We start from the raw sequence: 25,774 nt of genomic DNA on the forward strand, positions 1-25,774 counted from the left end.
TTGATCGGAATGCTACTGAGTCTGCGAGTAGGACGATCGCGATCCACTGAGAAAATTATTATTCCCATTCGAGCAGAGATATTCACCGACTGCTGATTCCTTCCGTCGTGCGCCCGCTCATTTCCCAGGGCTGAATGCGGTAAATTGCAATTACCTCCGCAAGTCCCAGCGAGTCAATCCAGGTGCGATTGATGGCGGGTGAAAGTGTGGGGTTGTGTTCTTTGACCAATTGCATCGCGCGATCGATGTCTGGCTGTTCCGTGAGCCGTTCTGCTCGTCCGTTCACCACAACGCTGCGCCAGTGGGGGAATTTCGGTCTAATTATTGCGTTTGTGAGGCGCCTGTTTTGTGATCCTAAACAAGTAGAGAATTTCCGTAAAGATAATTTGGGTTAGTCTCAAATATAATCTATGATATTTTTTGTTAGAAAATTTGTATGATTCTGGAAATAAACCCTCGGCAATTGCTGAGGGTTTATTGTTTTTATTAAATGGGGAGTGTCTAATTAATTAATAAAAAAATATTTGTTCTTAAAGTAATTTAAACAAACTTTCAGCCCAGATAAAGCCCAAACTAGCTTTATCTGCAACTTGGGCGTCCATGTTTTATTGTTACCAGCGAACAAAAGGCGATCGTCCCCTGGAATTCTCTGACACTAGATATAATCCGTCCTCAAAAAACATCGCCGCATAACCGCAGCGCGCAATTTAGGGATGGTTCACGCTGCAGTTATGTGGCAAATGCGATCGGCTTGACGCTGATGACCCGCCCCGCCCGGTCTGGGGTGACTGCTAAGCCGGGTCTATAATTCCCTCAAACGCTGGAAATCTTCTAGCTCGTGAGTGCAAACTGCCCTCATAGCGTAATTGGTGCGATCGATCGGCTTTCCCTCATCCTACCGGCTGGCGATCGGCAATAAACCTAGTGTATGCTTAATCACCTGTTAAAAGAATCAGATTTAACGATCGCAGCTTTCGATATTTCAAGGGTTTGAGAGTCTTCTTTACCACCTTGACAGGGCTGGCACTTATAACATAGAGTAGAATTTTTGCTGCAGCATCCTAAGAGCGATCGAGTACATCCTAGGCTTACCATCCTAACTGTCCTCACTGTTGCTATAAGTTTGAATTAAACGGAGATTTTTATTGATGAAGTATAATCGATTTCAAGAATTAGATATGATGAGAGGTTTTGCTGCCTGCTGGGTAGTGGCGGTTCATTTTTGGTACTTCAATTTCTTACCTCCATTTTTTGGATACAGCAACTTTTTGGAGTATGCAAAAGTAGTAGGTCCAGCCTCGACAATTGCCAAGTTTTTTCCCCTGCCATTTAATAGTGCAGGCAATACAGTTTTTGATGTGCTGAATATATTTTTCTTGCTGGGATATCAGGGAGTTCATATTTTTTTCATTCTCAGTGGTTTTGGACTGGCTTATTCAAGAATTTTAAAACCTGATGAAAGCTGGAGCATTTTTATGAGAAAAAAATTTTTCCGGCTCTACCCTACCTACTGGATACTTTTAGCTGTCTCTGTGATAATTCCTAGGTTAAGAGCGGATTTATTTTATGGCTATTTTGATTGGTGGTCATTTTGGAGAAGTTGGATAATTCTCGATAAAGCCATACCATTTTCTTGGTTTATGTTTCCACTAATTCAATTTTATTTGTGCTTTTATTTGCTCTTTAAATATTTAAAAAAAAATACTATTAGACAGTTTCTCTTCACTTGTTTTGTTATTAAAGTTATCTATACATTTTTAGTTTTAATATTAGGCTTTAACTTTAAGGTATTTTCGCCAATATTGGGCGATCTCAGTTATCCAGGCTATTTAGCAATTTCAAGGTTATTTGAGTTTTGTTTAGGAATGGCAATGGCCAAGGTTTATGCAAGTAATCCTACTCTATTAATTAATTACCTAACTAAGCCCGTCACAATAGCCATAGCAATAATTTTTGAAATGTTGGGTATTATGGGTTCCTTTGAATTTTCAAATCCAAAATTTCTAGGTATATATTTCCCTTTTGGACTGTGTTTTTATGATGCTTTCCTGGGATTGGGCATATTTGTAATTGTCTTTAATCTTTGTAGGAGTTTAATAAAACTTTCAGACTTAACAACGAGATTTTTAACATGGATTTCTAAAATTTCCTATGAACTATATTTAACGCAGTTTATAGGGTTAATTGTTATACCCAAATTTTTGACTGTGGTAGTGCGAGGTGAACCTTCACTTTTGACTGCTAGCCGTGCTATTTTACTTTATATATTAATTCTCCAACTTTGTATAGTTAATGCTTGTTTATTACAACAGCTAACAAACTCGATCGCAAGTCGATTTAGATTAGCGATGGGTTCCTTTACCTCTGAAATAAAATAACCTAAATTAGTAGTTAATAGTCAAGTGTTATCAAAAACTAGAATTCTGAATTTGTTTCTCGGTCTTTTAATTGCCCTCAGCCTAGAGTTGTTCAGCGGAACGACAACTTTTGCTCAAAACATTGAAACAATTAAAATTTCCGGTACTGCTGCGGGTGTCAGCACTCGCTACATCGGTGCAGTCGAGGGCAATATCAATTTCGACATCAAAGATTTGCAAGATTTGGGAATTAATACCTACCGCATTTACGGCGGGATGTCCCGGTGGGAACCCGAAGACGACGACGGTAAATACGGTTGGCCATCTATTGACGAAATTAAGACAAATCCAAATATAATTAATTGGGCGCATTGGGATCAGATTATGAGTAATCCGCCCCAGGGTAGCGATTATTGGTGGTCGGGACAACCCGGTACGGTTTGGCAAGGCAATGCCAGGACTATTTTTAATACTCTCAAACAAGCAAATATTCGCCCGGTTGTGAGTATTCGGAATGTGGATAATAACTGGAATCCGAGTTGGGCGCTGCAACTGAATCCGCCGCGCACAGGAGAAGATTGGAACGAGTGGTGGGAACACGTTTTTGCTACGGTTTATTGGCTGAATGTTCGCAATGATTACCGCGTTGATGATTGGGAAATTCACAACGAACCGGACAATCGCGATCAGGGTTGGGGCGGGACTAGGGCTGACTATTTTGAATTGGTTAAGGTGGCAAAAGATGCGATCGACTTTGTTTACCAAACTTATTTGCCCGATCGCACTTACCACATCCATGGCCCGAAAACCGTAGGGGGCAGCAATTGGCCGGCTAGTGCTTTGCAGGAAATACCGAATTATTTCGATACAGTCAATGTCCACAACTACGATGCAGATATTTCTAACTACACCCGCAAAGTGCGCGGCTGGATGAACGGTACTGTCCGCGCTAACTCGCAGCTTTGGGTAGGAGAATGGGGAACTTACGAAATTAGCTACGGCGATTTATCTTTAGCTTTAAATTTGATTAAGAATTTGATTCGAGGTTCTCAACCTGGGGATAATTATATTTACGGAAGTCACATATTCTGTTTGTACGACTGGGGCAAGCCCGCAGGGGCGGAAGGTTTGCTAGGTGACGGGGGAAAACGGCGCGCGGGCTACTATGCTTTGCGGATGGGAATTAGGGCTTTGCAGGGCGGGAAAGCTACCTTTTTTCCTATCACTAACAGTTCCGATTTAATGGCAGTTGCAACTCTTGATGCTAGCAAGAATGTTTACTTGCTGGTTGTCAATGACCGAGCAACATCTTACACTGTTAATGCTGATATTTCGGAGCTGATAAAAACTGGTAATGGCACGGTGCGGGAGTTCAGTTCTCAAACAATGGATGAGGTTGTTGGTAGCTTAAGGCTGAAGGGCGGCAATGCGAGTTTTGCACTGGCGGGGAACAGCGCTATTCTCATCAAGTTCGATCGCCAGAAGTGAAGCTCAAATCCTCTGGGCCATAATTGGGATAAGATAGAATTAGTTATGCTCAGAATTATTTATTTTCTGCCTGTTTGGCCCTCGAACCCTCGAACCCTCGAACCCTCGAACCCCTAATTGTACAGTTGCCATACCTAAGTCGTCCTGTTGTGATTCCCCTCCTGTCGCTGGTAAATTGGTAGGGTGCAGGTATCTTGCCTCAAACAGAATGCGAGCGAGAGTTCCGTTGAGGGGCAGAAAGTAGGGTGCAGTCCAGACAATCGCAGAAATTCTTGCTCGTAAACCTGCAGCAGTTATGCTAAGCGAGGAATTGCCCGCCAGCCTTCATGTCCGCCCTCTGTCAGATAGTATTGGTTCTGAAAGTCAGAAGCCGTTAATTATCAGGATATGGCACGGAATTAATTTTAAATGCCAAGATGCTGGAAGTATGGGTGAGTTGAATCGTACAGAAACTTTGAGCGCGCTTGGAAATCTCGCGGGTAAAGCCTCTCAATCAACCTGCTGCTCGCGATCGGCTTTTTCCAACAAATATCACTTTTATGCCCCCTGATGTTTATTCCCTCCCTCAGTCAGGTCATCAACCGCAATCCCCTCACCGTCACCCCTGAGACGCCCGTAGAAAAGGCGATCGAGCTGATGAGTAGCACAGGAGCCAGTTACGTCCTCGTGGTAGAACCGCGCGGGCATTCTCAACTCGGAAATCCCACCAACGGGACTTCCCCACAATCGCGGGAACAGTCGGGTTTCTACAACGGCAAACGGCCTGCGATACACGCAGGAGGCAATGGGCTGCGTCTCAACAGCTCAAAAGCTCCCTATCCGAACAGCCAGACAGTGCTGGGGATTTTTACCACTCGAGATATCGTACAGCTAAATTCCATCGGCGCTGCTTTGAGGGGATTTGCGATCGAGCAAATCATGATCAGAACCGTAACTGTAGCCAGAGAATCGGAAATTCCCGACTTTTTTGCCTTAGCAAATCTGCTGGAGAAAAATCAGATCAGCCATTTGCCGGTCGTTAGCGAGGCTGAAGAACTTGTTGGTTTAATTAGCTCTCAAAGCTTGGTGCAAATGTTGCAGGGAATTGGGGAATCGACACCAAAAGCAACTAGCAGCACTTCCCCACCTGCGGCTTTCGCCTTCCCTCCGCCGCTGCCAATTGTGCATCAGAAATTAGAGCTGCCCGCAAGTTTAATTAAACTTTATCAAATCCCTCAAATAGCAGCTTCAAGAATAATTCACGCTCCTTCTAATTCTTCAGTTCGCTACTTGGCGCAACTGATGTTTAGACACCATGTTAGTTATGTATTAATCACTGAAACCCCCGATCAACACTCGACTGGTGCGGCTCACAATTCCAAATTTACAAATCCCAACATTCACAAACTGGTTGGGGTGGTAAGTTCGCGGGATATTGTGCAGTTGCAGGCGCTGGGAAGAGACTCTAACAAAATTAAAGCGGGAGCAATTTGCAGCAGTTCGCCGCCGCTGGTGCGATCGCACTCTACCCTCGAAGCAGCCGTCGCGCTGCTGCAAAAACACTACTGCCAGTTGCCTTTATTAGTCATCAACGAAACAAATCACCCGATCGGGATTATTAATCCTAAAACTATCCTTTTACAAGCGCTGGATTCAAAATCTCTGCATTCTGGCTTAATTGCTTTGCAGCGCCAGCTAGAATCTAGCAACGCTCAATACAAAAAACTCTCAGCAGAAATACAGCGGACAGCAGCAAATAGCCACGAGATAGCTGAAATTTCTCACCACACTTTCGTAGAGCGGCCAAATCTCCCCCCTGCCGTCAACAATCAGGGGATTTGGGACTGGAATCTCGAAACAGATGAGTTTTTTTATTCGGCGCGGTGGCAAGAAATGCTGGGCTACCAAGAAGGGGAAATCTCGAATCGCCGATCGGAATGGTGGAGTCGCATCCACCGAGATGATATTGACTCGGTAAAGGCAGCTTTAGAAGAACACTTCGCCCAAAAGACACCGGATTTTGCAGCAAAATATCGGATGTACTGTAAAGACGGCAGCACTGTCTGGGTGCTGAACCGGGGTCAAGTTTTACGCAGCGCTACTGGCAAACCGCTGCGGGTAGTAGGAACTCATACAGATATTACTCTAAACAAGGAGTTTGAAGTCAAAAACCGCGAGCATGATCAAGAACAATTCCATCTATTTGACTCTTTAAAAGCAACAGTAATTTTCCACATAGATGTGGCGGGGGTTTGGAAATTTCTCAACCGCGCTTGGACGGAAATTACGAATTTTCCGGTTTCCGAAAGTTTACAAACTAATTTTTTAGATTGGGTGCATCCAGATGAGCGCGAGCAATGTGCAAATTTATTGGAGTCTTTGCTGTCTGGAAAGTCGGAATTTGAACGGCGAGAACTGCGATTCAAGTCCAAGTCGTTTGCTGGGAAAAACTCCTTGGGAATTCACAGTGATTCCGGCTTTGTTTCCGTTGAAATATTTGCCCAAGTCCGGCAGAATTCCCAAGGCGAAATAGCGGGAATTTTTGGGACTTTGCACGATGTCTGCAACCGCCTCGAAGGAGTTGAGGAACTGCGGGAAAGTGAGCGGGCAATTCGATCGCTCTATGAGGTAATGGTGAGCTCGGAAGGCTCTTTTGACGATCGAACGATCCGGTTGCTGGCAATGGGCTGTAGTCAGTTTGGGATGGATATCGGGCTGTTGGGCAGGGTTTTGGGCGATCGCTACGAAGTGATTGCGGCTTATGTACCGGAAGATTTTCCCTTTGGATTTGCTAAAGGAGACGGTTTTGCTTTGAGCAGAACCTTTGAGCGAGAGGTTTTGCGATCGAGCGAACCTATTTCTGTCGAATCAGCCGGCACTACTCAGTGGCGCAACCACCCCGCTTACAGCGTCCGCAAGTTGGAGGCTTTTGTGGGGACGAGGGTAATGGTGCAAGGGCGAATTTTTGGCACTTTGAGCTTTACTTCCCGCACCACTAAATCTCCTTTTAAACCGCTGAATTTTGAAATTTTAAAGTTGATGGGCAATTACATCGGCGCAGAAATTGCCCGCGAAGAGCGAGAGCGAACTTTGCAACGTCAGTACCAGCGCGTTTTACTACTCAAACAAATTACTCAAAAAGTGCGATCGACCTTAGATACTCAAGAAATTTTCCAAACTACCGCCACCCAAATCGGCCGCGTATTTGGTGTCAATCGCTGTACAATTCATACCTATCTTTCCGAACCTTATCCCCACCTTCCTTGCGTCGCGGAATACTTAGAGCCCGGTCACGAATCGGCTTTAGATTTAGAACTTTCTGTCACTTATAACCCCTACACAGAAAAACTTCTCGCTGAAGATATAGCCCTGGCATCTCCCGATGTGTTTGCCGATCCTTTGCTGGAATCTTCGGGGCCGATGTGCCGTCGCATCGGATTAAAATCTATGTTGGCTGTTCGCACTTCCTATCAAGGAGAACCAAATGGAATTATTACTTTGCACCAGTGCGATGCAACTCGCCAGTGGAATCCCGACGAAATTGAACTGTTAGAAGATGTTGCTGCTCAAGTTGGCATTACCTTAGCTCAAGCACAACTTTTAGAAACGGAAGTTCAGCGACAGCGACAGTTAGCAGAGCAAAATGAAGCTTTGGATCAAGCACGACAAGCGGCGGAAGTTGCTAATAGAGCTAAGAGCGAATTTTTAGCGACTATGAGTCACGAAATCCGCACTCCGATGAATGCGGTAATCGGGATGACGGGCTTGCTGCTGGATATGGAACTAACTCCTGAACAGCGGGATTTTGTGGAGACAATTCGTACCAGTGGCGATGCTTTGCTGACTATTATTAATGATATTCTCGACTTTTCCAAGATTGAATCGGGAAAATTGGATTTGGAGCGCAGCCCCTTCGAGCTGCAAAACTGTATAGAAGAATCTCTAGAATTACTGGCTCCGAGAGCCTCAGAAAAAGGTTTAGAGCTGGCTTACTTTATTGATGATTCTGTGCCAAAAAATATTTTAGGAGATGTCACGAGACTGCGCCAAATTTTGGTAAATTTGCTGGGCAATGCAGTAAAGTTTACAGAATCGGGAGAAATTGTAGTGTGCTGTACGGCTAGGCAAATTGAACAGGTAGCTGCTAATAGTTCACCAGATAAAATTAATATTCTAGCGCCACAACCGCTATTAATTAACCAGGGAGAGTTGGCACGTAGCAAACAATACGAGATTCAATTTGCTGTCCAAGATACGGGAATTGGCATTCCGCCAGACCGGATGGATCGCCTGTTTAAAGCTTTTTCGCAGGTGGATGCTTCGACAACGCGACATTACGGCGGGACGGGTTTGGGACTGGCTATCAGCCAGCGTTTGAGCGATATGATGGGCGGTACAATGTGGGTTGTCAGCCAGGTTACTCCGGGAAGTTCTAAGTCTCAACCGGGAGTTTCTGCGATCGGACAAAGTATCGCTGGAAGGTCGCCTGCAGAATTTACTCCGCCGTCGATATCGGGTTCGGGTTCGATTTTTTATTTCACGGTGACTGCTGAAGCGAATGACCTCCGGGCTGAGGAAAAAAGACCGGAATTTGCCGCTGGTAAGCACTTGTTAATTGTTGAGCATCATGCCATTAATCGGCAAGTTTTGATCCGTCAGGCAGAGTCTTGGGGAATGATACCCGTGGCTGTAACTTCGGGTGCTGAGGCTTTGGAAATCATCAAAGGAAACTCGCCGCTCGATTTAGCTATTTTGGCGATGAATCTACCAGATATGGACGGTGTGGCGTTGGCTGTGGAGATTCGGAAATTTGAGCTGAGCAATTTGTCCGGCGGCGACGGCCTAAATCCGAATGTCATCGTTAAAAACCCTCGCAAAATTGCCCTACCTTTGGTGCTGTTTACTTATTTAAGTAAGGCCGAAGTTTGGAAAAAACTTGAAACTACAGAGGTACATTTTTCTGCTTTTTTAACTAAGCCTTTAAAACAGTCACAGTTTTATAATGTGTTGCTGCAAGTTTTTGGATATGTTACTGGCAGAAGCGGCAGGGGAGAAGTTTCAAATGTGGTGACTGTGACTTCGGGATTGAAGTATTTTGAAAATTCTCAAGAACAGCACCGCGTGCAGCGGACGCCTGCTGTTTTGAGGCAGGTTGCGGCGAATTCTGGCGGACAGGATGCAACTAATTCTAGTCAGATTCGGATTTTGCTGGCTGAGGACAATGTGGTGAATCAAAAAGTCGCTACGCATTTACTCGACAGGATAGGATATCGGGCTGATATTGCGGCTAATGGGTTGGAGGTTTTGGAGGCGCTGAAGCGGCAATCTTACGATGTTGTGCTGATGGATGTGCAGATGCCGAACATGGATGGGTTGGAAGCGACGCGCCGCATTTGTCAGGAATGGCCTGCTAACAAGAAGCCGAGAATTATTGCGATGACTGCTAATGCGATGCAGGGCGATCGCGAAAAGTGTCTGGAAGCAGGTATGGATGATTATATTACTAAGCCGGTGCGCCGGGAAGAGTTGGCGATCGCCTTGAGCAAGTGTTCACCTCTGATTCGGGATGAATTGGATGCGGTTAATGAGGAAAAAAATCAAGATATTTCTGATCAAGTTGACAGTGAAAGGGCGGGATCTTCGAGCGTTCAACCGGGAGCAGATTCGCCGATAGATTTTCATATTTTGCAAAATCTCCGCGAGCTAGATGATGATGAAGACCCAGATTTTTTGGGGGAGCTGATTAAGATATATTTGGTAGACGCACCGCAACATTTAGAAACTATTAAGGAGGCTATTTTTCTCGGCGATGCTGATAGTTTGAAGCTGGCTTCTCACACGCTGAAGTCGAGCAGCGCCAATTTAGGAGCCGTGTCTTTTTCTGCTGTTTGCAAGGAGTTGGAGTATATGGGTCGCGTGGCGGTTGAGTCTGGAGGGGAACAGGTTTTTGATGTGAGTACGGCGCGCGATCGCCTGTTGGAAGCTCAAGCGGAGTGGGAAAAGGTGCGGGCGGCTTTTGAGACGGAATTGGAAACGGGGAAGTTGCGATCGCAAATAGGGTAATTTGTTATATCAATTCCGGTTGCACTCCTCCGGGATTGTTGACTGTTGACTGTTGACTGTTGACTGTTTGAACAATACCGATGCAACCGAAAACGATATTATTTATTATTTGTTGGTTTTTGGTTGTTAGTTGTCAGTTTCAATGCCCAATGCCCAATGCCCAATGCCCAATGCCCAATGCCCATATTTAACTTTCACCTAAATATGCTTTGCGAACAGTTTCATTTGACTGCAAATCACTAGCAGTACCAGCGACTACAACCTGACCAGTTTGGATGACATAGCCGCGATGGGCTACACTTAAAGCCATGCGGGCGTTTTGTTCCACCAGTAAAATAGTTGTTCCTTCAGCATTAATATCGCGGACGATCGCAAAAATTTGACTGACTAACATCGGTGCCAATCCCATACTCGGCTCGTCCAATAATAACAAGCGGGGGCGCGACATCAAAGCCCGGGCGATCGCCAACATTTGCTGTTCGCCGCCGCTGAGAGTTCCCCCTTTTTGACTAATTCTTTCTCGCAAACGAGGAAATAAATTTAATGCTTTTTCCATATCGGACTTGATGCCGAGAGTATCGTTGCGGAGATAAGCACCCATTTCCAGGTTTTCTTGCACCGTCATGCGCGGAAAAATCAACCGCCCTTCGGGACTTTGAGAAATCCCCAAACGGACGATCGCCTCTGTAGATAGTGCTTCTAAAGGCTTTCCCTCAAATAATACAGTGCCTTGGCGCGGGCGCAGCAGTCCTTGAATCGTGCGGAGAGTTGTAGTTTTCCCCGCCCCGTTGCTGCCGATTAATGTCACAACTTCTCCCTGCGAGACTGTTAGCGATACTCCTTTGAGAGCGTGGATATTTCCGTAGTAGGTGTGAATGTCTTTAATTTCCAACATAATTACTCTTTCTGCTTTGTGCCTTATTATATTATCCCGACTTATTATAAAATTTTATTGCATTTATTTAAAATCAAGCTTTTTTATAGTAAGCAGTAATTTTACTTAGATCAACACCAGCCCTAGCTCCCATACAATGTATTTTTTGTAGCTGTGGCGACCAACTTTACATAATTTTTACTTAAACATAAGATTTCTTGACAGTAGCTTTACAAAAATCTCTAAGTAAATAGGTAGTATTGATACGTAAGCGAAACCCACTGCTACAACTTACCAATAACAACACTTAAAATGTTTCAAATTTAAGGAAATTCACCATGAAATTCAATCACATTAGTGGAGCGATCGCATTTTTATTAGCAACTCCTTTAGTAACCAGCTTGAGTGTAGGTGTAGCGCCCAGCCGTGCTGCCACAATAGCAGGTTCTGCAGCAGCAGTAATGATTGACAACATCAGTCACACACCGACTGACACAGGTACATTTACTAACATTAACACTTACACTCAGGCCATAGCTAACAGCGGTTCAGTTATTAGCGAGGCAACTGCTGATGCAGTTTTTATATCTAACTGTCACGAATTGCTGGCAGAAAATCTCTCGCAAAGTGCAGTCATAGGCAGCGGGAATAACTATTCCGGTTTCGCCCAAAGTCAAGCAGCAGTGATCGGCGACTTCTTCATTGATGCCGAAGAAACTTTTTCCTTCACTTTTCAGACATTTTTAGCTCTTTTAACATCAGTTGACAACCCCCAATCCGAACGCGCCAGGGCGGGTGGCAGTATATCTTTCTGGGTGATTAACACTGTTACTAACATTTTGTTAGACTCTTTTCAATTTGCCATCGGTTTAGACTCTTCTAGTGGCTTTTCTGCAAATGCCTTCGTTAGCAACAGCTTTAAACCCACACAAATTAACTTTAATTTTCTGGCTGAAGGAAGTACAGCAGCTACCCTCCTGTATACTTCTGGGGTATATTCGCGGACATTCAACAGCGCCACTAACTTAACATTGGTAGAAGTTAAAAACAATATCGCAAAGGCAGAAGCAGAAGCAGAAGCAGTTCCAGAACCGAGCACAGTATTAGGTACTGCAATCTTTTTAGGATTGTTTGTCAGGCAGAGAAAACACAAGAAACAAATGTCGGAAGTCAAATCAAAAGTTTAGGAAAAACCCCGGATGTTAATCCGTAGGCTGTGCGAGGCGCACCTCCTATCGTTTCCGTTGAATTGCTCGTTATAAAATGCTGTCGCCGTGGGTGGGTTGATAAATATTATCGGTTTGAATGACAGATTGTTGGTGAAACCCGCCCTAATTTTATTGGGTTAATTGGCTGAACATTATCTCGCTTCTTCCGAGGATAAACACTGCCCACGTCACTTATCTGTCGGCACACAATACCCATTAACCATGTCCATCTTCTTCTTTTCCCAAATATGCCTCAATCACGCGAGGATCGGCGCGAACTTGATCTGGAGTTCCCTCAGCAATTTTAGTACCGTACTCCATAACACTCACGCGATCGCTAATTCCCATCACCACTTTCATATCATGTTCAATCAGCAAAATACTCAAATTCAACTCATCGCGAATCCGATAAATAAAGCGAGTTAAATCAGCCGTTTCGTTAGGGTTCATCCCGGCAGTCGGTTCGTCCAAAAGCAACACTTTCGGATCGGAAGCCAAAGCCCGCGCAATTTCCAATCTGCGCTGGTCTCCGTAGGAAAGGTTTTTTGCCAACTCCGGCGCTTTAGCAGCACCTAAACCGACAAAATCAAGCATAGTGAGCGCTTTTATTTTAGCTTCCCGCTCCTCCAGATTTGCAGCGGGAGGGCGGAGGATTGCACCCAACAAACCTGTTTTCAATCGGCAGTGCCTACCTACTAAAACATTATCCAGCACAGTCATGTTGTTAAACAAGCGGATATTTTGAAAAGTTCTAGCAATGCCGAAAGTTGTCAGGCGATCGGGAGGCAAACCCGTGATATTTTTCTGTTCCAAAAGCAACTGACCGCCACTCGGTTTGTAGATACCTGTCAGCATATTAAAAAAAGTAGTTTTGCCCGCACCGTTGGGGCCGATCAAACTGGCGATCGAGCCTTTTTCCAAGGTTAAACTAACCTGGTTGACCGCAGTCAAACCGCCGAATCGCATTGTAAGTTGCTGTGCTTCTAATAATGACATTTTGGTTGTGATTCCTAATATTACTTAAGCGGTTATAGCTGGGATTCTATATAATACCAAATCGGCTCTGTTAAAGTGCGTCAGCTTGGCTGTGGTGGGATGCTCGTTACCACAGGGAAAGATTTGGGGATCGGAATGCGTTACAGAAAGTCTTGGGCTAAGCTTCATGACTGCGTTTCGGTTTAAGGTTTCCCCTTGGGTAGTGCCCTGAAGGAAAGGATTAAGAGAATTAAACTGAATTCAAAGAAAGTAGGCGTTTAGAGTTGTAAATTAGCATTGTAATGATGCACAAAGCGCCAAATGGCAGCAATATGATTTTCTAATTTTTTAGAGAAGGCTAAGCTCTTTCTTACCAATCGAGACACTCGTTGTCGAATAGTACAGTTGAAGCGCTCGATATAGCTAGTAAAACCACTATCTTTGTCTACACTCCGATGACGTTTGCTGGGCAATACAGAATCATAAGCACTCCAATGGTCGGTATAAATTACTGCACACTGACGCTACACTGGTGGCATTGAATTCCATAAAGCTTGAGCCGATACTGCGCTACGCTCTCCAATATGTACACCAACAATTTCCCTAGTCTGGGCATCCAATGCCAGCCAGACCCACTGCTGATTTCCTTTACTATCAACGAATGACCATAACTCATCCATCTGAACACTCAAGCGCTTTTTTTGCTTGGGAGTCACCTCCACTTGCTTCTTAACAGCAGCGGCTTGGCTATTAACGTATCGCTGCACTGTATCTTCTGACACTTGTAGTACCCGAGCAATCCCCGCCTGAGAAATACGTTCAAGTAGCATCCGTGATATCAACTCTTTTTGTTGTTTTGTAATAGGTTTCCATGCCGGATTTAAAACAAATTGACGACCACATTCTCGGCATTTATAATGTTGTTTATGATGCCGAGTTTGACCGTTTCGACTAACTTCTTCAGAACCACAATTAGGGCAACAATTAATTTCTAATGTCATATCACGCTATGGCAAACACTTCTCTAATCATAACGTACTCTGATCCTTTCCTTCAGGGCACTACCAGTGTAAGGACAAAAAGGGTGGAAAATTAAATTACACTGCTAGTTTTTCATGGGTATGGGCTACTCTAGTAAGAGGGAATGTAGAGGCCGGAACTATGATAAAGCTTGGTTTGCTGGTGCGATCGCGAAGCGTCTCCGCAGAAAAATCGCCAAACAACGACTTCGGAATCGGAAAAGTTACCGAGATATCTTACTCTACAGCAACAGTTGAATACTTCTGCTCAATTGGGCAACGCCTTGAAAAAACCTTACCCTTAACTTCGCTTTATAGAGTTCAACTCCCGCCTCAGACACGATGCTACATCCAGCCAGAAAGCCAGGATACATGGATAATTGGCCGAATTTTTGACTGGGACGAAGACAAAGGTCAGTATCGAATAGATCTACCCGATAAAAAGATAGCATTAGTTGCTGAACAGGAAATTTACGTTCGTTGCAACCTACCCATCGATGACCCAATCGAAACTCTAGCGATGAAAGGTCAAGAAACGCCCTACTTTCACGATCGACGTTTAGCTTTTGTCCAGTGTCTCATCGAACAACGCGCTGTCAGTCGCGGGATGACAGGGCTGATTTCTGCCAATATTGACCTTTATCCCCATCAAGTTGAAGTTGTCCGCCGCGTACTCGAAGACCCCATTCAACGTTACCTCTTAGCTGATGAAGTTGGACTGGGAAAGACGATCGAAGCAGGTGCTATTCTTCGCCAGTATCTCCTCGATGAACCGCAGGGACGTGCAGTGGTGCTTGTACCGCAATACCTGCGGGAACAGTGGCTTCAAGAATTAGAACATAAATTCTATGTCTCTGACTTGGACAATAGTGTCCAGGTACTTGCAGTAGAGGATGTCGATCGAGTCAGCCCTCATGCCGATTTGGGCTTCCTGATTTTAGATGAAGCACATCATATTGCAGCAATGGCGACCTCTTCAGATTCGATAAAGCGCAGGCGTTTCGAGACTTGCAAACACCTCGCTCATAAAAGCGATCGCCTACTTCTATTATCTGCAACTCCAGTTCTCAATCACGAGCAAGATTTCCTGGCGATGCTGCACCTACTCGATCCGATCACCTATCAACTTGATGATTTAGAAGGTTTTCGTGCGAGGGTGAAAAACCGCCAACAAATTGGTCGAGTTTTACTCTCATTTAAAGAGAAAGCAAATCCGTTTGTGCTTAAAACTAACCTCAACCAACTGCGAAACCTTTTTGCTGAAGATAAATATCTGCTAAATCTCGTAGACGAATTACAAAATTGTTTGCTTTCTAAAGAAACACTCCCGGCCGATCGAGATGGAATTGTGCGATCGATTCGCACCCACATCAGCGACACCTATCGGTTACACCGTAGAATGCTCCGCAACCGTCGCGCTGCGGTGGAAGATGTAATTTTTGCCCGAAATGTGACACCAAAAGTAGAGTATGACTTAGATGAGCGATCGCCCGAAATTCACGAACTAATTGATGAATGGCGCACAGTCGCTCCTAACCAACAACAATATCAGCAAATTTTTCTCCTTTTATTCCGTGCTAGCGGGACTTGGTTAGGGATTTTAGCGCAAGTGCTCGAAACCCGTTTAAGCGGCATCTCCCATTCTGCCTTGATTCAAGAATTTGGTGCTGATAATATCCGCATTCTGACAGAAACCCCTAAATTTTATGGGGAAGACCAGATTTTGCAATCTTTACTAAGGATTATTCAGCAACCTTCAGAAGAAGGATCTCGCCTCGACTTACTCAAAATAGTCATACTTTATCATCTTTCAGAAACTTTTAAACTTCAATCTTATCGCAGCAACCTTCATAAATTGCTCGAACAGGTGCAACAGCAAATTCGCCGACCGGTATCGGGAAATCCCCTACCTAAAATTGTCATTTTCACCAGTTTTGCCCAAACAGGCGCTGAAATTTTCCGGTGCTTATCAGATACCTTTGGTCAGGCATCTGTAGCTAGCCATCAATTAGGACTGTCTCGTTCTCATGTTGAGAAAAGCCTCAACCAGTTCAAAACTGACCGAAATTGTTTTATCCTTGTTTGCGATTCCTCTGCAGAAGAAGGTCGGAACTTTCAATTTGTTGATTGGATGATTCATTTCGATCTTCCCTGGTCGCCAAATAGTTTAGAACAAAGGATTGGTAGGATCGATCGCATTGGTCGCCCTTTAAATGTTCAATTTACAGTATTCGCCGGCTCAGACTTAGAGGATAGCCCTCACGATGCTTGGTATCAATTATTAAAAGACGGTTTCGGCATCTTGCATCAATCAATTGCCAGTATCCAGTTTTATGTAGATGAAAAATTACCAGGACTGCTAACCACTATGTTTCAATCTGGTGCTAGTGGACTATTAGAAATGATAGGGACTATCCAACAAGAAATTGCTGAAGAACAGGTAAAAATTAGCGAACAAAACGCTTTAGATGAAATAGATGCCCAGGATGAAAACGCTACCCAATATTTTCAAACTTTAGATGATTATGATGCTCGCCATCAGGAAATTAAACGAGCAACAGAAGACTGGATATGTCAAGCACTGCACTTCAAACAAATTGACGATCCGAATTTAGAAAAAGTAGGGCGTTATCAACCTACTAAGCGCACTCTAATTCCCATCCACGATCTGCAAACTCGCTTTGCTGCTTATGCACAACCCTCTGGTACTTATAACCGGAGAATATCAACTCAATATCCTGGTGTCAACCTCTACCGTATTGGGGAAGGATTTGTAGAAGCACTAGCATCTTATATTCATTGGGATGACAGGGGTCAAGCATTTGCAATGTGGCGATGCGATGAATCTTGGGATGCTGGGGAAGGGATGGAATGGTTCGGTTTTCGCTTTAATTATGTAGTCGAAGCCAATTTAGAGATAGCCCAAAAAGTTTTAACAGATTTTGGGATAGATAATAACAAATATAAAGCTCTAAAGCGACGTACAGATGCGCTACTTCCCCCAATTATAGAGACAATTTTCATGGATGCTCGCTCTGAACCAATAAGCATTGTTGAAGATGAAGCACTTGTGAAGATCCTGCAACGTCCCTATAAAGGTAAAAGCAGTCATCCATGCCGAGATTACAACTTGGCGAAAAGTCGATTGCCGATTCTGAATGAGTTTATTGATGCTAGTAATTGGCAAGAATTATGTCATCAGGCACGTCGGACTTCTGAAACATTGTTGGGCGATCGCACTTCTTTCATCGAACTCTGTGAACAACAGGCCCAAATTGCCGAACAGAAACTAGGAAAAAGGCTTGCTCAACTGCGCCTGCGTCTTAACCGCTTAGCTCAAAGCCAACAAACTTCGCATTCATTATTAGCGCAAGAAGTCAACACAGAAACTGCTTTAAGTCAAGCTATTTTAGAAGGAATTCGCCATCCCCGAATCAAGCTTGATTCTGTAGGATTCATCATTGTTTCTGGGCGAGTTCCCGTTCAATTTTTGGAAGAGGGGGATGAGTGATGGCTGATTCATTCCAAGAGTTCAGAGACATTCTACAAACAGGTAATCTACCTGCTGATACAAGTCAGTTTTCAGAAGCTTGTCAAAGGCGCTTGCTTGATGCTTTGGCTGCTGCGGGAACTCCTGACGCGCCGGGAAAAGGGGATATTGCTGCTTTAGTTCGTCACGTATTGCGGCGAGAAGATGAGCTACAGGGCGGAATGCCCCAAATTATAGAAGTACGTCGGACTTCTTCTTTCCCGAATCGCGAAATTTGGTTGCAAAGCGGTATCAATATTTTGCGTGAAGGTTCGGATTACTATTTAATTAGCGCTGATCCTTGGCAACCAAATTGGCTGGATTTTTCCGAACAATATCATCCAGACCAACCCGTATTTAAAGAGGAAATTCGCCGTAACTACGAGCCTGTAGCGGGAGATCCGTTTCTGGAATTGGTGAATTTGAAGGAATATCGGAGTGTAGGGCAACGCGAAGCAATTCGTGCTGTTTTGACTGCGCCTGAGAGTTCGACACTTGTGATTAATCTGCCTACGGGTTCGGGAAAAAGTCTCTGCGCTCAATTGCCAGCGCTTTTGCGATCGCAAATTGGTGGTGTCAGTGTCATTGTTGTGCCGACTACAGCACTAGCGATCGACCAAGAACGAGCTTTGAAACCTTTTGTTAACCATGCGACTGCTTATTATGGCGATGAGTCTGAGGCAGGACAACAGAGACGGAAGGAAATTCGCGATCGCATTCGCAACGGCACCCAGCGCATCGTTTTCACCTCACCCGAAAGCTTGATGAGTTCCCTTGCACCCTCTCTTTATGAAGCCGCAATGTCAAAAAAGTTGAGGTATTTCGTAATAGATGAAGCTCATATCGTCGAGCAGTGGGGCGATGAATTTCGCCCAGCCTTTCAAGAACTTCCCGGCTTGCGAAGAGACTTGTTGCGTTTAACTTCTTTTACAACTTTATTGCTGACTGCAACCTTAACAGAATCCTGTTTGGATACCCTGGAAACTTTATTCGGCAAACCCGGCCCGTTTCAAGTGATATCTGCCGTGCAGTTGCGACCAGAACCCTCTTACTGGTTTGCTTGGTGTCAAAGTGAAGAAATCAGAAAAGAGCGACTAATTGAAGCTGTTTATCATCTCCCTCGCCCTCTGATTGTTTACGCCACAAAACGCCAAGATGTGAGGCGATGGGAACAGGATTTGTTGCGTGCTGGATTCAAGCGGTGTGCCATTATGACCGGAGATTCTAGTGCAGCAGAACGCTCTCAATTGATTCAAGACTTGCGCGAGAGACGAGTTGATATAGTCGTTGCTACTTCGGCTTTCGGATTGGGCGTGGATCAGTCCGATGTTCGAGCCGTAATTCATGCCTGCATCCCAGAAACTATCGATCGTTTCTATCAAGAAGTCGGTCGAGGAGGTCGAGATGGCAAGGCAGCAATCTCGCTCACATTGCATACCACGGAAGACCTAAAAATTGCCAAGTATCTTAATGAAAATTCTGCAATTACGATCGAACGGGGTTTGCAGCGGTGGGAAAGTATGTTTTTAAGGAAAAAAATTCTTGCCGATGGGCGGTTTCGCGTTCCCGTCAATATTCCTCCATCTTTCCAACTAGCAGATATTGACATGAACAGCGAACAAAATCAGGCTTGGAACATCCGCACTTTAACGCTGATGAGTCGGGCTGGTTTAATCGAAATTGATTCAGAGCGACCACCGCTAATCCAAAATTTTGAATCGAAAGACGCTTATCAAAAAGCGTGGAAACTGCACCGAGAATCCCGATTTATTCGTATTTTAGATGAATCGCATCTGAAAGCCGAAACCTGGGAACGTAAAGTAGAACCAATTCGCCAACACCGCCAAAACTGGAGCTATAAAAATTTGGAATTGATGCGCGAGGCTTTACGACCAAAACGCTGTATTTCGGAAATATTAGCTGAAGCTTACACAATACGCGATCGTGCAATACCAGAACCGAGAAAAATGGTTAGGATTTCTCCTGCTTGTGGTGGATGTCCTGTGTGCAGAAAAAAGGGGGAATCACGATTTTCGGGAATTATGCCCGCCCCATCACCTGTATGGCAAAAGCCTAATTTTTGGGTAGGTGAAGAACTAGAACGATTGCTAGCCGGAGATAAATTAATGCTGATTTTCTATGAATCTATGGAGGAGAAAAATTGGAAAGTCAAAACCCCTAAATTTTTTCAATGGTTGAGGGATCAGGGAATTAGGAATTTAGTTGTTACTCACGAATTTCATAGTACATTTATTAAAGAACCAAATCTAATCTCAGATCCTTTTCTCTTTGTGTTTGAAAAATACCAACCCATTCTGATGCCGCGCATTCCTACCCTCATCTTTCATCCGCCCGGAAAGAGGCTCCATGACAACTATCTGTCACCAAACAGAAATTCTGAGGCGCCGCTGATTATCGTGCTTCCCTTAGATACACGAGATCCCAGTCGCAATGATCGCAAGCTGATCGATATTTTTTCAGGTAAATACTTTATGTTTAACCACTTTTGCACGGAGGTTAATTTATGAGCGTATTAAAAACTGCTTTGGCTACTCCTAGCCGAATGCGAGGCATATTTAGATATTTACTTCAAGCCCCCAAGCAGCGTGAAAACAGGGAAAAACTCACTCGCCTGCTTTCTCCAGAGAAATTATCAGAAGGGAGAAACAAAAGTGCGGAACATCCGATGTTTGATGCTGCACTGCGAGAAAGTATCAAGTGCGACTTATTAATCGAAGAAAACGAGGAGATTGCTATAAATGGTCATCTTCCCGAAGCATCCAGACATCCTCAAACTGGCGATAAGTTGTTACCGGATACGCTGGTACAGCTATTTTTCGCTTCTGATAACGAAGATGAAGAAGATTTAGGTCGCTTAATAGCATGGTATTTAGCCCAAGATATTTATGATGCTCCCGGTACGTGGGAAGAAGTAGAACAGCGTGTCGCAGAACAGAGAGTTGCTGAGTCTTTAGATTTGAAAATATCCAGCAATACTCTGTTCGGTCAAGTCGCGGACTGGATGTGTTATTTAGGGTTTGCTTGGGGCCATGCTTTAGGAGGGAACAAAATAATAGTTCCTGAGCCAACTGCTTATCTCAGACGAAATTTAAAAGAGTTATTTCAAGGAGAAGTACAAGCTAAAGTTTCGCTCGCAGAGTTTGTCGATCGTTTAGCTAAAAAATGCCCGGTGTTTGAAAGTGGCAAATTTCGAGAACAGGTTGAGGAAAAAATCGGTTTTCGCTTACCCAATCATTTATCCACTAGCACGGCTTTTGCTTTATTGCGCCTTGAGGATGATGGTTACATCCAGCTTAAAAAAGAGTCGGATGCCGATTTATTCATCTTTCCAAGTGCCGACAATGAAGCAGGATTTTCTCATATTATTTTGAGGGGAGTAGAACTATGACTTTTACAAAATTTGTTTGCTGGGATGTGGAGCGCGTTCGCCGTGTGATGGGTGTGGAAGCTACCCAAACTGCAGATAGTATATTTCTGGCAACTCACCATCCGATCGCAATGTACCGCCAGGAACTTATCGAAGTACCGTCGCGATTTCCCTACAGTGAGGAACAATTTCTCAAAGATTTTCTTGCCGAACAAGATTTCGCTTTCGTACCAGTTTTAGGAAGTTCGGGCACGGGAAAATCTCACCTGATTCGCTGGCTGGCCGCCAATATTGAATCGACCGACAAGCGCCGAGTTTTGCTCATTCCCAAAATTGGAACGAATCTCAAAGATATTATCAGTTTAATATTAGAAGGGATGGCAGGAGCAACTTTTGATGAATACCGGCAGCGTTTAAATCGAGCCACTAGCAGCTTGACAGAAGCACAAGCGCGGGAACAACTTCTGAATCAGCTTGCTGCTGCGGTTGGCCCAAATGGTCGGGGCGATCGCACTCAACTTTCTGATGAACAATATTACCTGGTTGATGTAATTGACTCTTTTTTATACGATCCATTTTTCCGAGAACACTGGCTAAAAGATGGAGGTATTATTCATAAATTAGTTGTCCACATTCTCGGACATCGAGATACGGTTGAAATTGTTGAAGAACGGCGGCAATTTTCGCTTGAGGACTTGCCTCTAAATGTTTTAAACTTGCAAAAAGCTGGGGAGCGATCGCGGGAATTTTATAGCTTGTTAATCGGCGATGAGGATATCCAAAAGGCAACTGTAGATTGGTTGAACCGACATTTAGATGAAGCGATCGCTCAAGTTTTGAGCCTCGGACGGGAAGATTTGCAAAGATTAATGCGAGAGGTTCGCGAAGCTTTAGCCGAAGAAGGAGTAGAATTAGTTTTACTGATTGAAGATTTTGCCAAATTTCAAGGAATTGACCGCGAAGTTTTAGAAGCAGTTTTAGCGAGGCCGCAACAAGCCGGAGGCAAATCTTTGTGCGCGATCCGAACGGCGCTAGCTTGTACTACGGGCTATTTTGACGGTTTGAGGTTAGATACTGTAAAACAACGGATTACTTTTAGCGTTAATCTCGATGTCGGTACAGTTGGAAAACAACAATCTTTAGTGAATTATGCAGATATCAAACAATTTGTGGCTCGATACCTCAACGCGGTGCGTTTGGAGGATAAAATAATTCAAGATTGGGCTAAGTCTCGCAATTATGAAGATTCAGATAAAACAGCACTAAGTAGTGCTTGCAATGAATGCGAACACAAACTAGCTTGTCATGCAGGTTTTGGAGAAGCGGACGGTTTTGGTTTGTATCCCTTCACGCCTGAAGCCTTAGAGCAGATGCTTGCCAGGGTAAACCCCGAAACTTTTAAACCTCGATTTTTGATTAGAGATGTTCTCAAGTGGACTCTAGAAAATTCTATTTCTGATATTAAGCATGGAGACTTTCCTGCTAATTCTCTGCGAGAACACTTTGGCAAGATGCGGCTGAGTGCAATGGTTCAGGCCGATATTAAAGCCAAAGATTCACAAAATTACGATCGCCGCCAAACTCTCCTCGATTTGTGGACGGATAGTAACGAGCTTTGTGATTTTCGCCCAGAAATTCACTCCGCATTTGATATTCCTGCACTTGGCGTGAAGGTGCAGCAGACCAAAGTTCGACCCTCAGCTTCGCAGGCTAAAGACTCTAGGACTTCGGTTAGTAATTATCGAGTTGAGCCACAATCTCAAACTGAAAAAATTCCCGATAAGTTGGCGAATCAACTGCAAATTCTCGATCGCTGGAATAACCGAGAAATTCTCCCGCAGGATATCGGTGGAGAACTGCGCCCGTTGATTTACTCAGCTATTGTTGAGCGGATAGAATGGGATACAGAAATGCTACTTCAGGGGAGTTTTGCTGCTAGCGATAGTAAATACTTTAAGCGCCGAAACTTAATTTTTTACAGCCCAAAAGTTACGAGGGAGACGATTTCTGGAGTTAAACTATCTCTTCCTCTTACTCCTGACGATCCTGATGAGTTTCGAGAAAGCGCGATCGCCTTCCAAGGCATTTTACAATACAACCATTACAAGCATTGGAAGTTCCCCAAGGGATCTAGCTACTTTCGCGCTTATGCCACACAACTGGAAAAATGGAGTCAATATGTTTTAGAGCAAATTCGCCTGTATCCCCGCGAGTCTGGGGAACCCTGGAACCCTGTCCCTGCGGCTGTTGAGCTACTGGCGATCGCAGCAACAATGGCCGGACATCCTACAAATTCGATGGAAGATTTGATTAATAGTTTGTTTCTCGATTTAGAAGCAAAAGATTTAGAAAATCGTTCAGCTAACTGGAAAAAGCTATTTAATAGCTTACAAAACCACCGCCAGGCTTTACTAGAAATTGTTAAAAGTCGCACGGCTTGCACAAAAGGAAGTTCTAAACAATTTCAGATTATTGATGTTGTACAAATCCTCGACCCATTGAAACAGGTTAGCAAATCTTGGCAACCTCAATGTGAAATTCCGGCTGATGTTCGAGAGAAGTTTCCCGAAATCGATAAAGCGCGTCAAGCTGCGGATGAACTGCTAGAAAAAGCGATTCAGGAAGAGTGCGATCGCCAACTTGCTGTTTACAATTCTCTAGTAGCTGAATTAGGGGAAGACATCAAGAAAAAAGATGTTACCGATTTAGTAAAGCGGGCGATCGATAGCTCGCAAGAAGCTGGTGTACTTGGAGGCAGAAAGAGTGTCTATGAGCTAAAATCAGTATTGGAACAGTTTAAACGAGTTGGGATTTCTAGCTATTTAGAAACAATGAAGCGCGTGCAAGCTGAGAAAGATAATCCCGATAGTAAACCGAGCAAGCTGCTTAAGTATCTCAGCGAAAATCATCAAAAAGCAATGACAGAGGCTTCCGAATTTGTCGGCAGCACTAACAATTTTCTTGATGCTTCTCTAACCGAGGTGAATAACCGCATTGAAGATTTAGAAGTGTCTGGTGGTGCAACAGTAGAATCTTGCCATAGGGCTATTGAAGATGGATTGGCTAAACTGCGAAATCTAATTACTGAAATTAAAGGAGAGATCGTATGATTTTACAAAAATCCACTCAACTGATTGAGTTATCTCAATATAAAAGTAATCTTCAGAAAGATGCAAAAAATTTGCAAGGTTTTCAATCTAGACAACAACAGATTGAGCAAGCTGTCGCTGAAACTATACCTCTTGTTCAATCTTTGAGAGCTTTTCGCCAAAAAGGAATTACCAATTTTCATTTAACTCAAAAGGCTGAGATTTTGCTCACATTTATTGCTAATGTTGAGGCAGAATTTAAAAAAAATTCTGAATGGATTATACCCAATGAAAATTTTAACAACAAAAAGAATTTCACTTCTAGGATAGAGCAATTACAAAATTCTCTGAGAGAGCAATTGAGTCAAGCTTGGTGGCTGTACCGAATTCAAAAGATGCCGATCACGAATAATGAAATCCTGAATGTGCTGGATAAAGTTTCGGCCTTTAAGCCAACTATCCAACGAATTAGAAATTTAGATGGGCAAATTCGGGAGTCTAACTCAATTCCCCAAAGCAGTGAGGATTTTGATAAAGTCGATCGGCTAATTGAGGAATTAAAGCAGTGCTGGGATGGCTTAAATGCTGATGAGGTTCCTGAAGCAGTGCTTCGTTTTCTGAGAGTGGCTGCTAATGAGGGTGCTAGCCTGGGACTTTTAACGCCAGAGGTAAAAGATTGGTTGACTAAACATGGTCTTATTGATTCTTTACGAATTCACTTGACAAAATAAATGGTTTGCGATTGTCCAAGAAACCACTGACGCACCCTCCTGCATTTTCTAGCGTACAGACAAAGTGCGATCGTCTTTGATCTGGTAAAATGCGTCAGCAGCAAATTGTTTGAGTTTAGTCACTCTCTTGACTGACGCCCCCTACTGCATTTTCTAACGTACAGACAAAATAAAAATTAAAAAGATTAGATTCTAGCGAACGGCCAGGGCGATATTGTGCGTGTAAATCGGCAGTCGAAAAGTTTTCAATAAGTTTGAGATTGAGTTCGTCAGCCAAAGTTGCAATCTTTTCAAACCCAGTAATCCACGGTGCATACATACTTTCGTATTTATCTATGTAATCATTGATATCTTGGTAGCCCGTCGTTCTCAAAATCACCTTTTCCGACATATAATCAAAGGACAATCGGAAATTAGGAACATTGTCGCGAATTTGTTCTAACACAAATATTACATCTTTTTTGTCAAGCAAGGTTGTGTTGCCTTCCCACAAAAAATATGTCGGTAGAGCGAAATCAAATTCACTCTGTTTGAGCAAGGAAATTAAACCGTCTTTTACGTAATCGCCGGGAATATAGCGAACATTAGCAGTAACTTTGTTAGCTTTGAGAGTTTCTTCTTTTAATTGAAGAGTCGCGCTGTCGTCTATTTCAAAATAAATCACTCCTTCTCCATTAATTCTAGCAGCGCGAGTATCCAAACCCGAACCTAAAATAACTACTTGCTTGCAACCTCCTAAAATTTGGTTTGACAAAACATCATCAAAATATTTAGTCCGCAACTTAACCATTTCTTTAGCGGCGGGAGAGTTGTGAGCTATTTGGTTAGCTATTTTTTTTGTTTCCTCATTCAACCAGATTTTTACTACATTATCAGTGTAGAGAGGAATTGCCTCTTCGTTCTCTTCTGCTCTAAATTCCGCAACGATAAAAGCAGTACCAGTTACATTTTTCATGGCTAATCTTTCACCCTTACTAAGTAGTTGGTTACAAGTAAACATTAGATGAGGACGGGGTTTTTACACCCCTAAACTCCCTTGCATCCTAGATTCTTAGCTAAACCCGCCTACAAAAT

14 protein-coding genes and 1 pseudogene are annotated in these 25,774 nt (G+C 43.8%); 10 read left to right on the top strand and 5 right to left on the bottom strand.

Annotated features, from left to right (window positions below; translation table 11 throughout):
* Nucleotides 1-82: 82 nt before the first annotated feature.
* A complete protein-coding gene (locus QT979_RS08110) occupies nt 83-289 on the bottom strand; it encodes a hypothetical protein (protein WP_333309129.1) in 207 nt (68 codons plus the stop codon).
* 859 nt (nt 290-1,148) lie between these two features.
* Between QT979_RS08110 and QT979_RS08115 the strand changes: the two genes are divergently transcribed.
* From QT979_RS08115 to QT979_RS08130, 4 genes are all read left to right on the top strand, one after another.
* Complete coding sequence (locus QT979_RS08115) at nt 1,149-2,378, top strand: acyltransferase family protein (protein ID WP_333309131.1); 1,230 nt, start codon at nt 1,149-1,151, stop codon at nt 2,376-2,378.
* A gap of 24 nt (nt 2,379-2,402) precedes the next feature.
* Nucleotides 2,403-3,845, top strand: coding sequence for a hypothetical protein (locus tag QT979_RS08120; protein ID WP_333214066.1), 1,443 nt, complete (start codon nt 2,403-2,405; stop codon nt 3,843-3,845).
* A 295-nt stretch (nt 3,846-4,140) separates the two neighbouring features.
* Entirely contained in the window at nt 4,141-4,395 is a 255-nt protein-coding gene (locus QT979_RS08125; RefSeq protein ID WP_333214064.1) for a hypothetical protein, read from the top strand.
* Nucleotides 4,395-9,887: a response regulator gene (locus tag QT979_RS08130; RefSeq protein WP_333309133.1), complete on the top strand. Its 5,493-nt coding sequence runs from the start codon at nt 4,395-4,397 to the stop codon at nt 9,885-9,887. Before QT979_RS08125 ends, QT979_RS08130 begins: the two co-directional genes overlap by 1 nt.
* A 187-nt stretch (nt 9,888-10,074) precedes the next feature.
* Here QT979_RS08130 and QT979_RS08135 read toward each other — a convergent pair whose 3' ends face one another.
* Nucleotides 10,075-10,782, bottom strand: a complete 708-nt coding sequence (locus QT979_RS08135) for an ABC transporter ATP-binding protein (RefSeq protein WP_006631855.1) — start codon at nt 10,780-10,782, stop codon at nt 10,075-10,077.
* A 317-nt stretch (nt 10,783-11,099) separates the two neighbouring features.
* On the opposite strand from QT979_RS08135, the gene QT979_RS08140 reads away from it, so the two are divergent.
* Nucleotides 11,100-11,948 (top strand): PEP-CTERM sorting domain-containing protein, encoded by an 849-nt coding sequence (locus tag QT979_RS08140; protein ID WP_333309136.1) that lies wholly within the window; start codon nt 11,100-11,102, stop codon nt 11,946-11,948.
* Between the two features lie 237 nt (nt 11,949-12,185).
* On the opposite strand, the gene QT979_RS08145 is transcribed toward QT979_RS08140, so the two are convergent.
* Together QT979_RS08145 and QT979_RS08150 are read right to left on the bottom strand one after the other, a co-directional pair.
* Complete coding sequence (locus QT979_RS08145) at nt 12,186-12,965, bottom strand: ABC transporter ATP-binding protein (protein ID WP_333214059.1); 780 nt, start codon at nt 12,963-12,965, stop codon at nt 12,186-12,188.
* A gap of 257 nt (nt 12,966-13,222) precedes the next feature.
* A pseudogene (locus QT979_RS08150) lies at nt 13,223-13,945 on the bottom strand (IS1 family transposase).
* A 160-nt stretch (nt 13,946-14,105) separates the two neighbouring features.
* On the opposite strand from QT979_RS08150, the gene dpdE reads away from it, so the two are divergent.
* The 5 genes from dpdE to QT979_RS08175 are packed head-to-tail and all read left to right on the top strand — an operon-like array spanning nt 14,106 to nt 24,700.
* Nucleotides 14,106-17,474, top strand: coding sequence for a protein DpdE (dpdE, locus tag QT979_RS08155; RefSeq protein ID WP_333309138.1), 3,369 nt, complete (start codon nt 14,106-14,108; stop codon nt 17,472-17,474).
* Nucleotides 17,474-20,020 (top strand): protein DpdF, encoded by a 2,547-nt coding sequence (gene dpdF, locus QT979_RS08160; RefSeq protein ID WP_333309140.1) that lies wholly within the window; start codon nt 17,474-17,476, stop codon nt 20,018-20,020. The genes dpdE and dpdF overlap by 1 nt, the downstream gene beginning before the upstream one ends.
* Nucleotides 20,017-20,901: a protein DpdG gene (gene dpdG, locus QT979_RS08165; protein ID WP_333309142.1), complete on the top strand. Its 885-nt coding sequence runs from the start codon at nt 20,017-20,019 to the stop codon at nt 20,899-20,901. Before dpdF ends, dpdG begins: the two co-directional genes overlap by 4 nt.
* Nucleotides 20,898-23,990 carry a protein DpdH gene (dpdH, locus tag QT979_RS08170; protein ID WP_333309143.1) on the top strand — a complete coding sequence of 1,031 codons (3,093 nt, stop codon included), beginning with the start codon at nt 20,898-20,900 and terminating at the stop codon, nt 23,988-23,990. The genes dpdG and dpdH overlap by 4 nt, the downstream gene beginning before the upstream one ends.
* Nucleotides 23,987-24,700: a hypothetical protein gene (locus QT979_RS08175; RefSeq protein WP_333309145.1), complete on the top strand. Its 714-nt coding sequence runs from the start codon at nt 23,987-23,989 to the stop codon at nt 24,698-24,700. The genes dpdH and QT979_RS08175 overlap by 4 nt, the downstream gene beginning before the upstream one ends.
* Nucleotides 24,701-24,815: 115 nt before the next feature.
* On the opposite strand, the gene QT979_RS08180 is transcribed toward QT979_RS08175, so the two are convergent.
* Complete coding sequence (locus QT979_RS08180) at nt 24,816-25,655, bottom strand: class I SAM-dependent methyltransferase (RefSeq protein WP_333309147.1); 840 nt, start codon at nt 25,653-25,655, stop codon at nt 24,816-24,818.
* Nucleotides 25,656-25,774 lie beyond the last annotated feature (119 nt).

This window comes from Microcoleus sp. w2-18bC1, assembly GCF_036700365.1.
Classification (GTDB): Bacteria; Cyanobacteriota; Cyanobacteriia; order Cyanobacteriales; family Microcoleaceae; genus Microcoleus.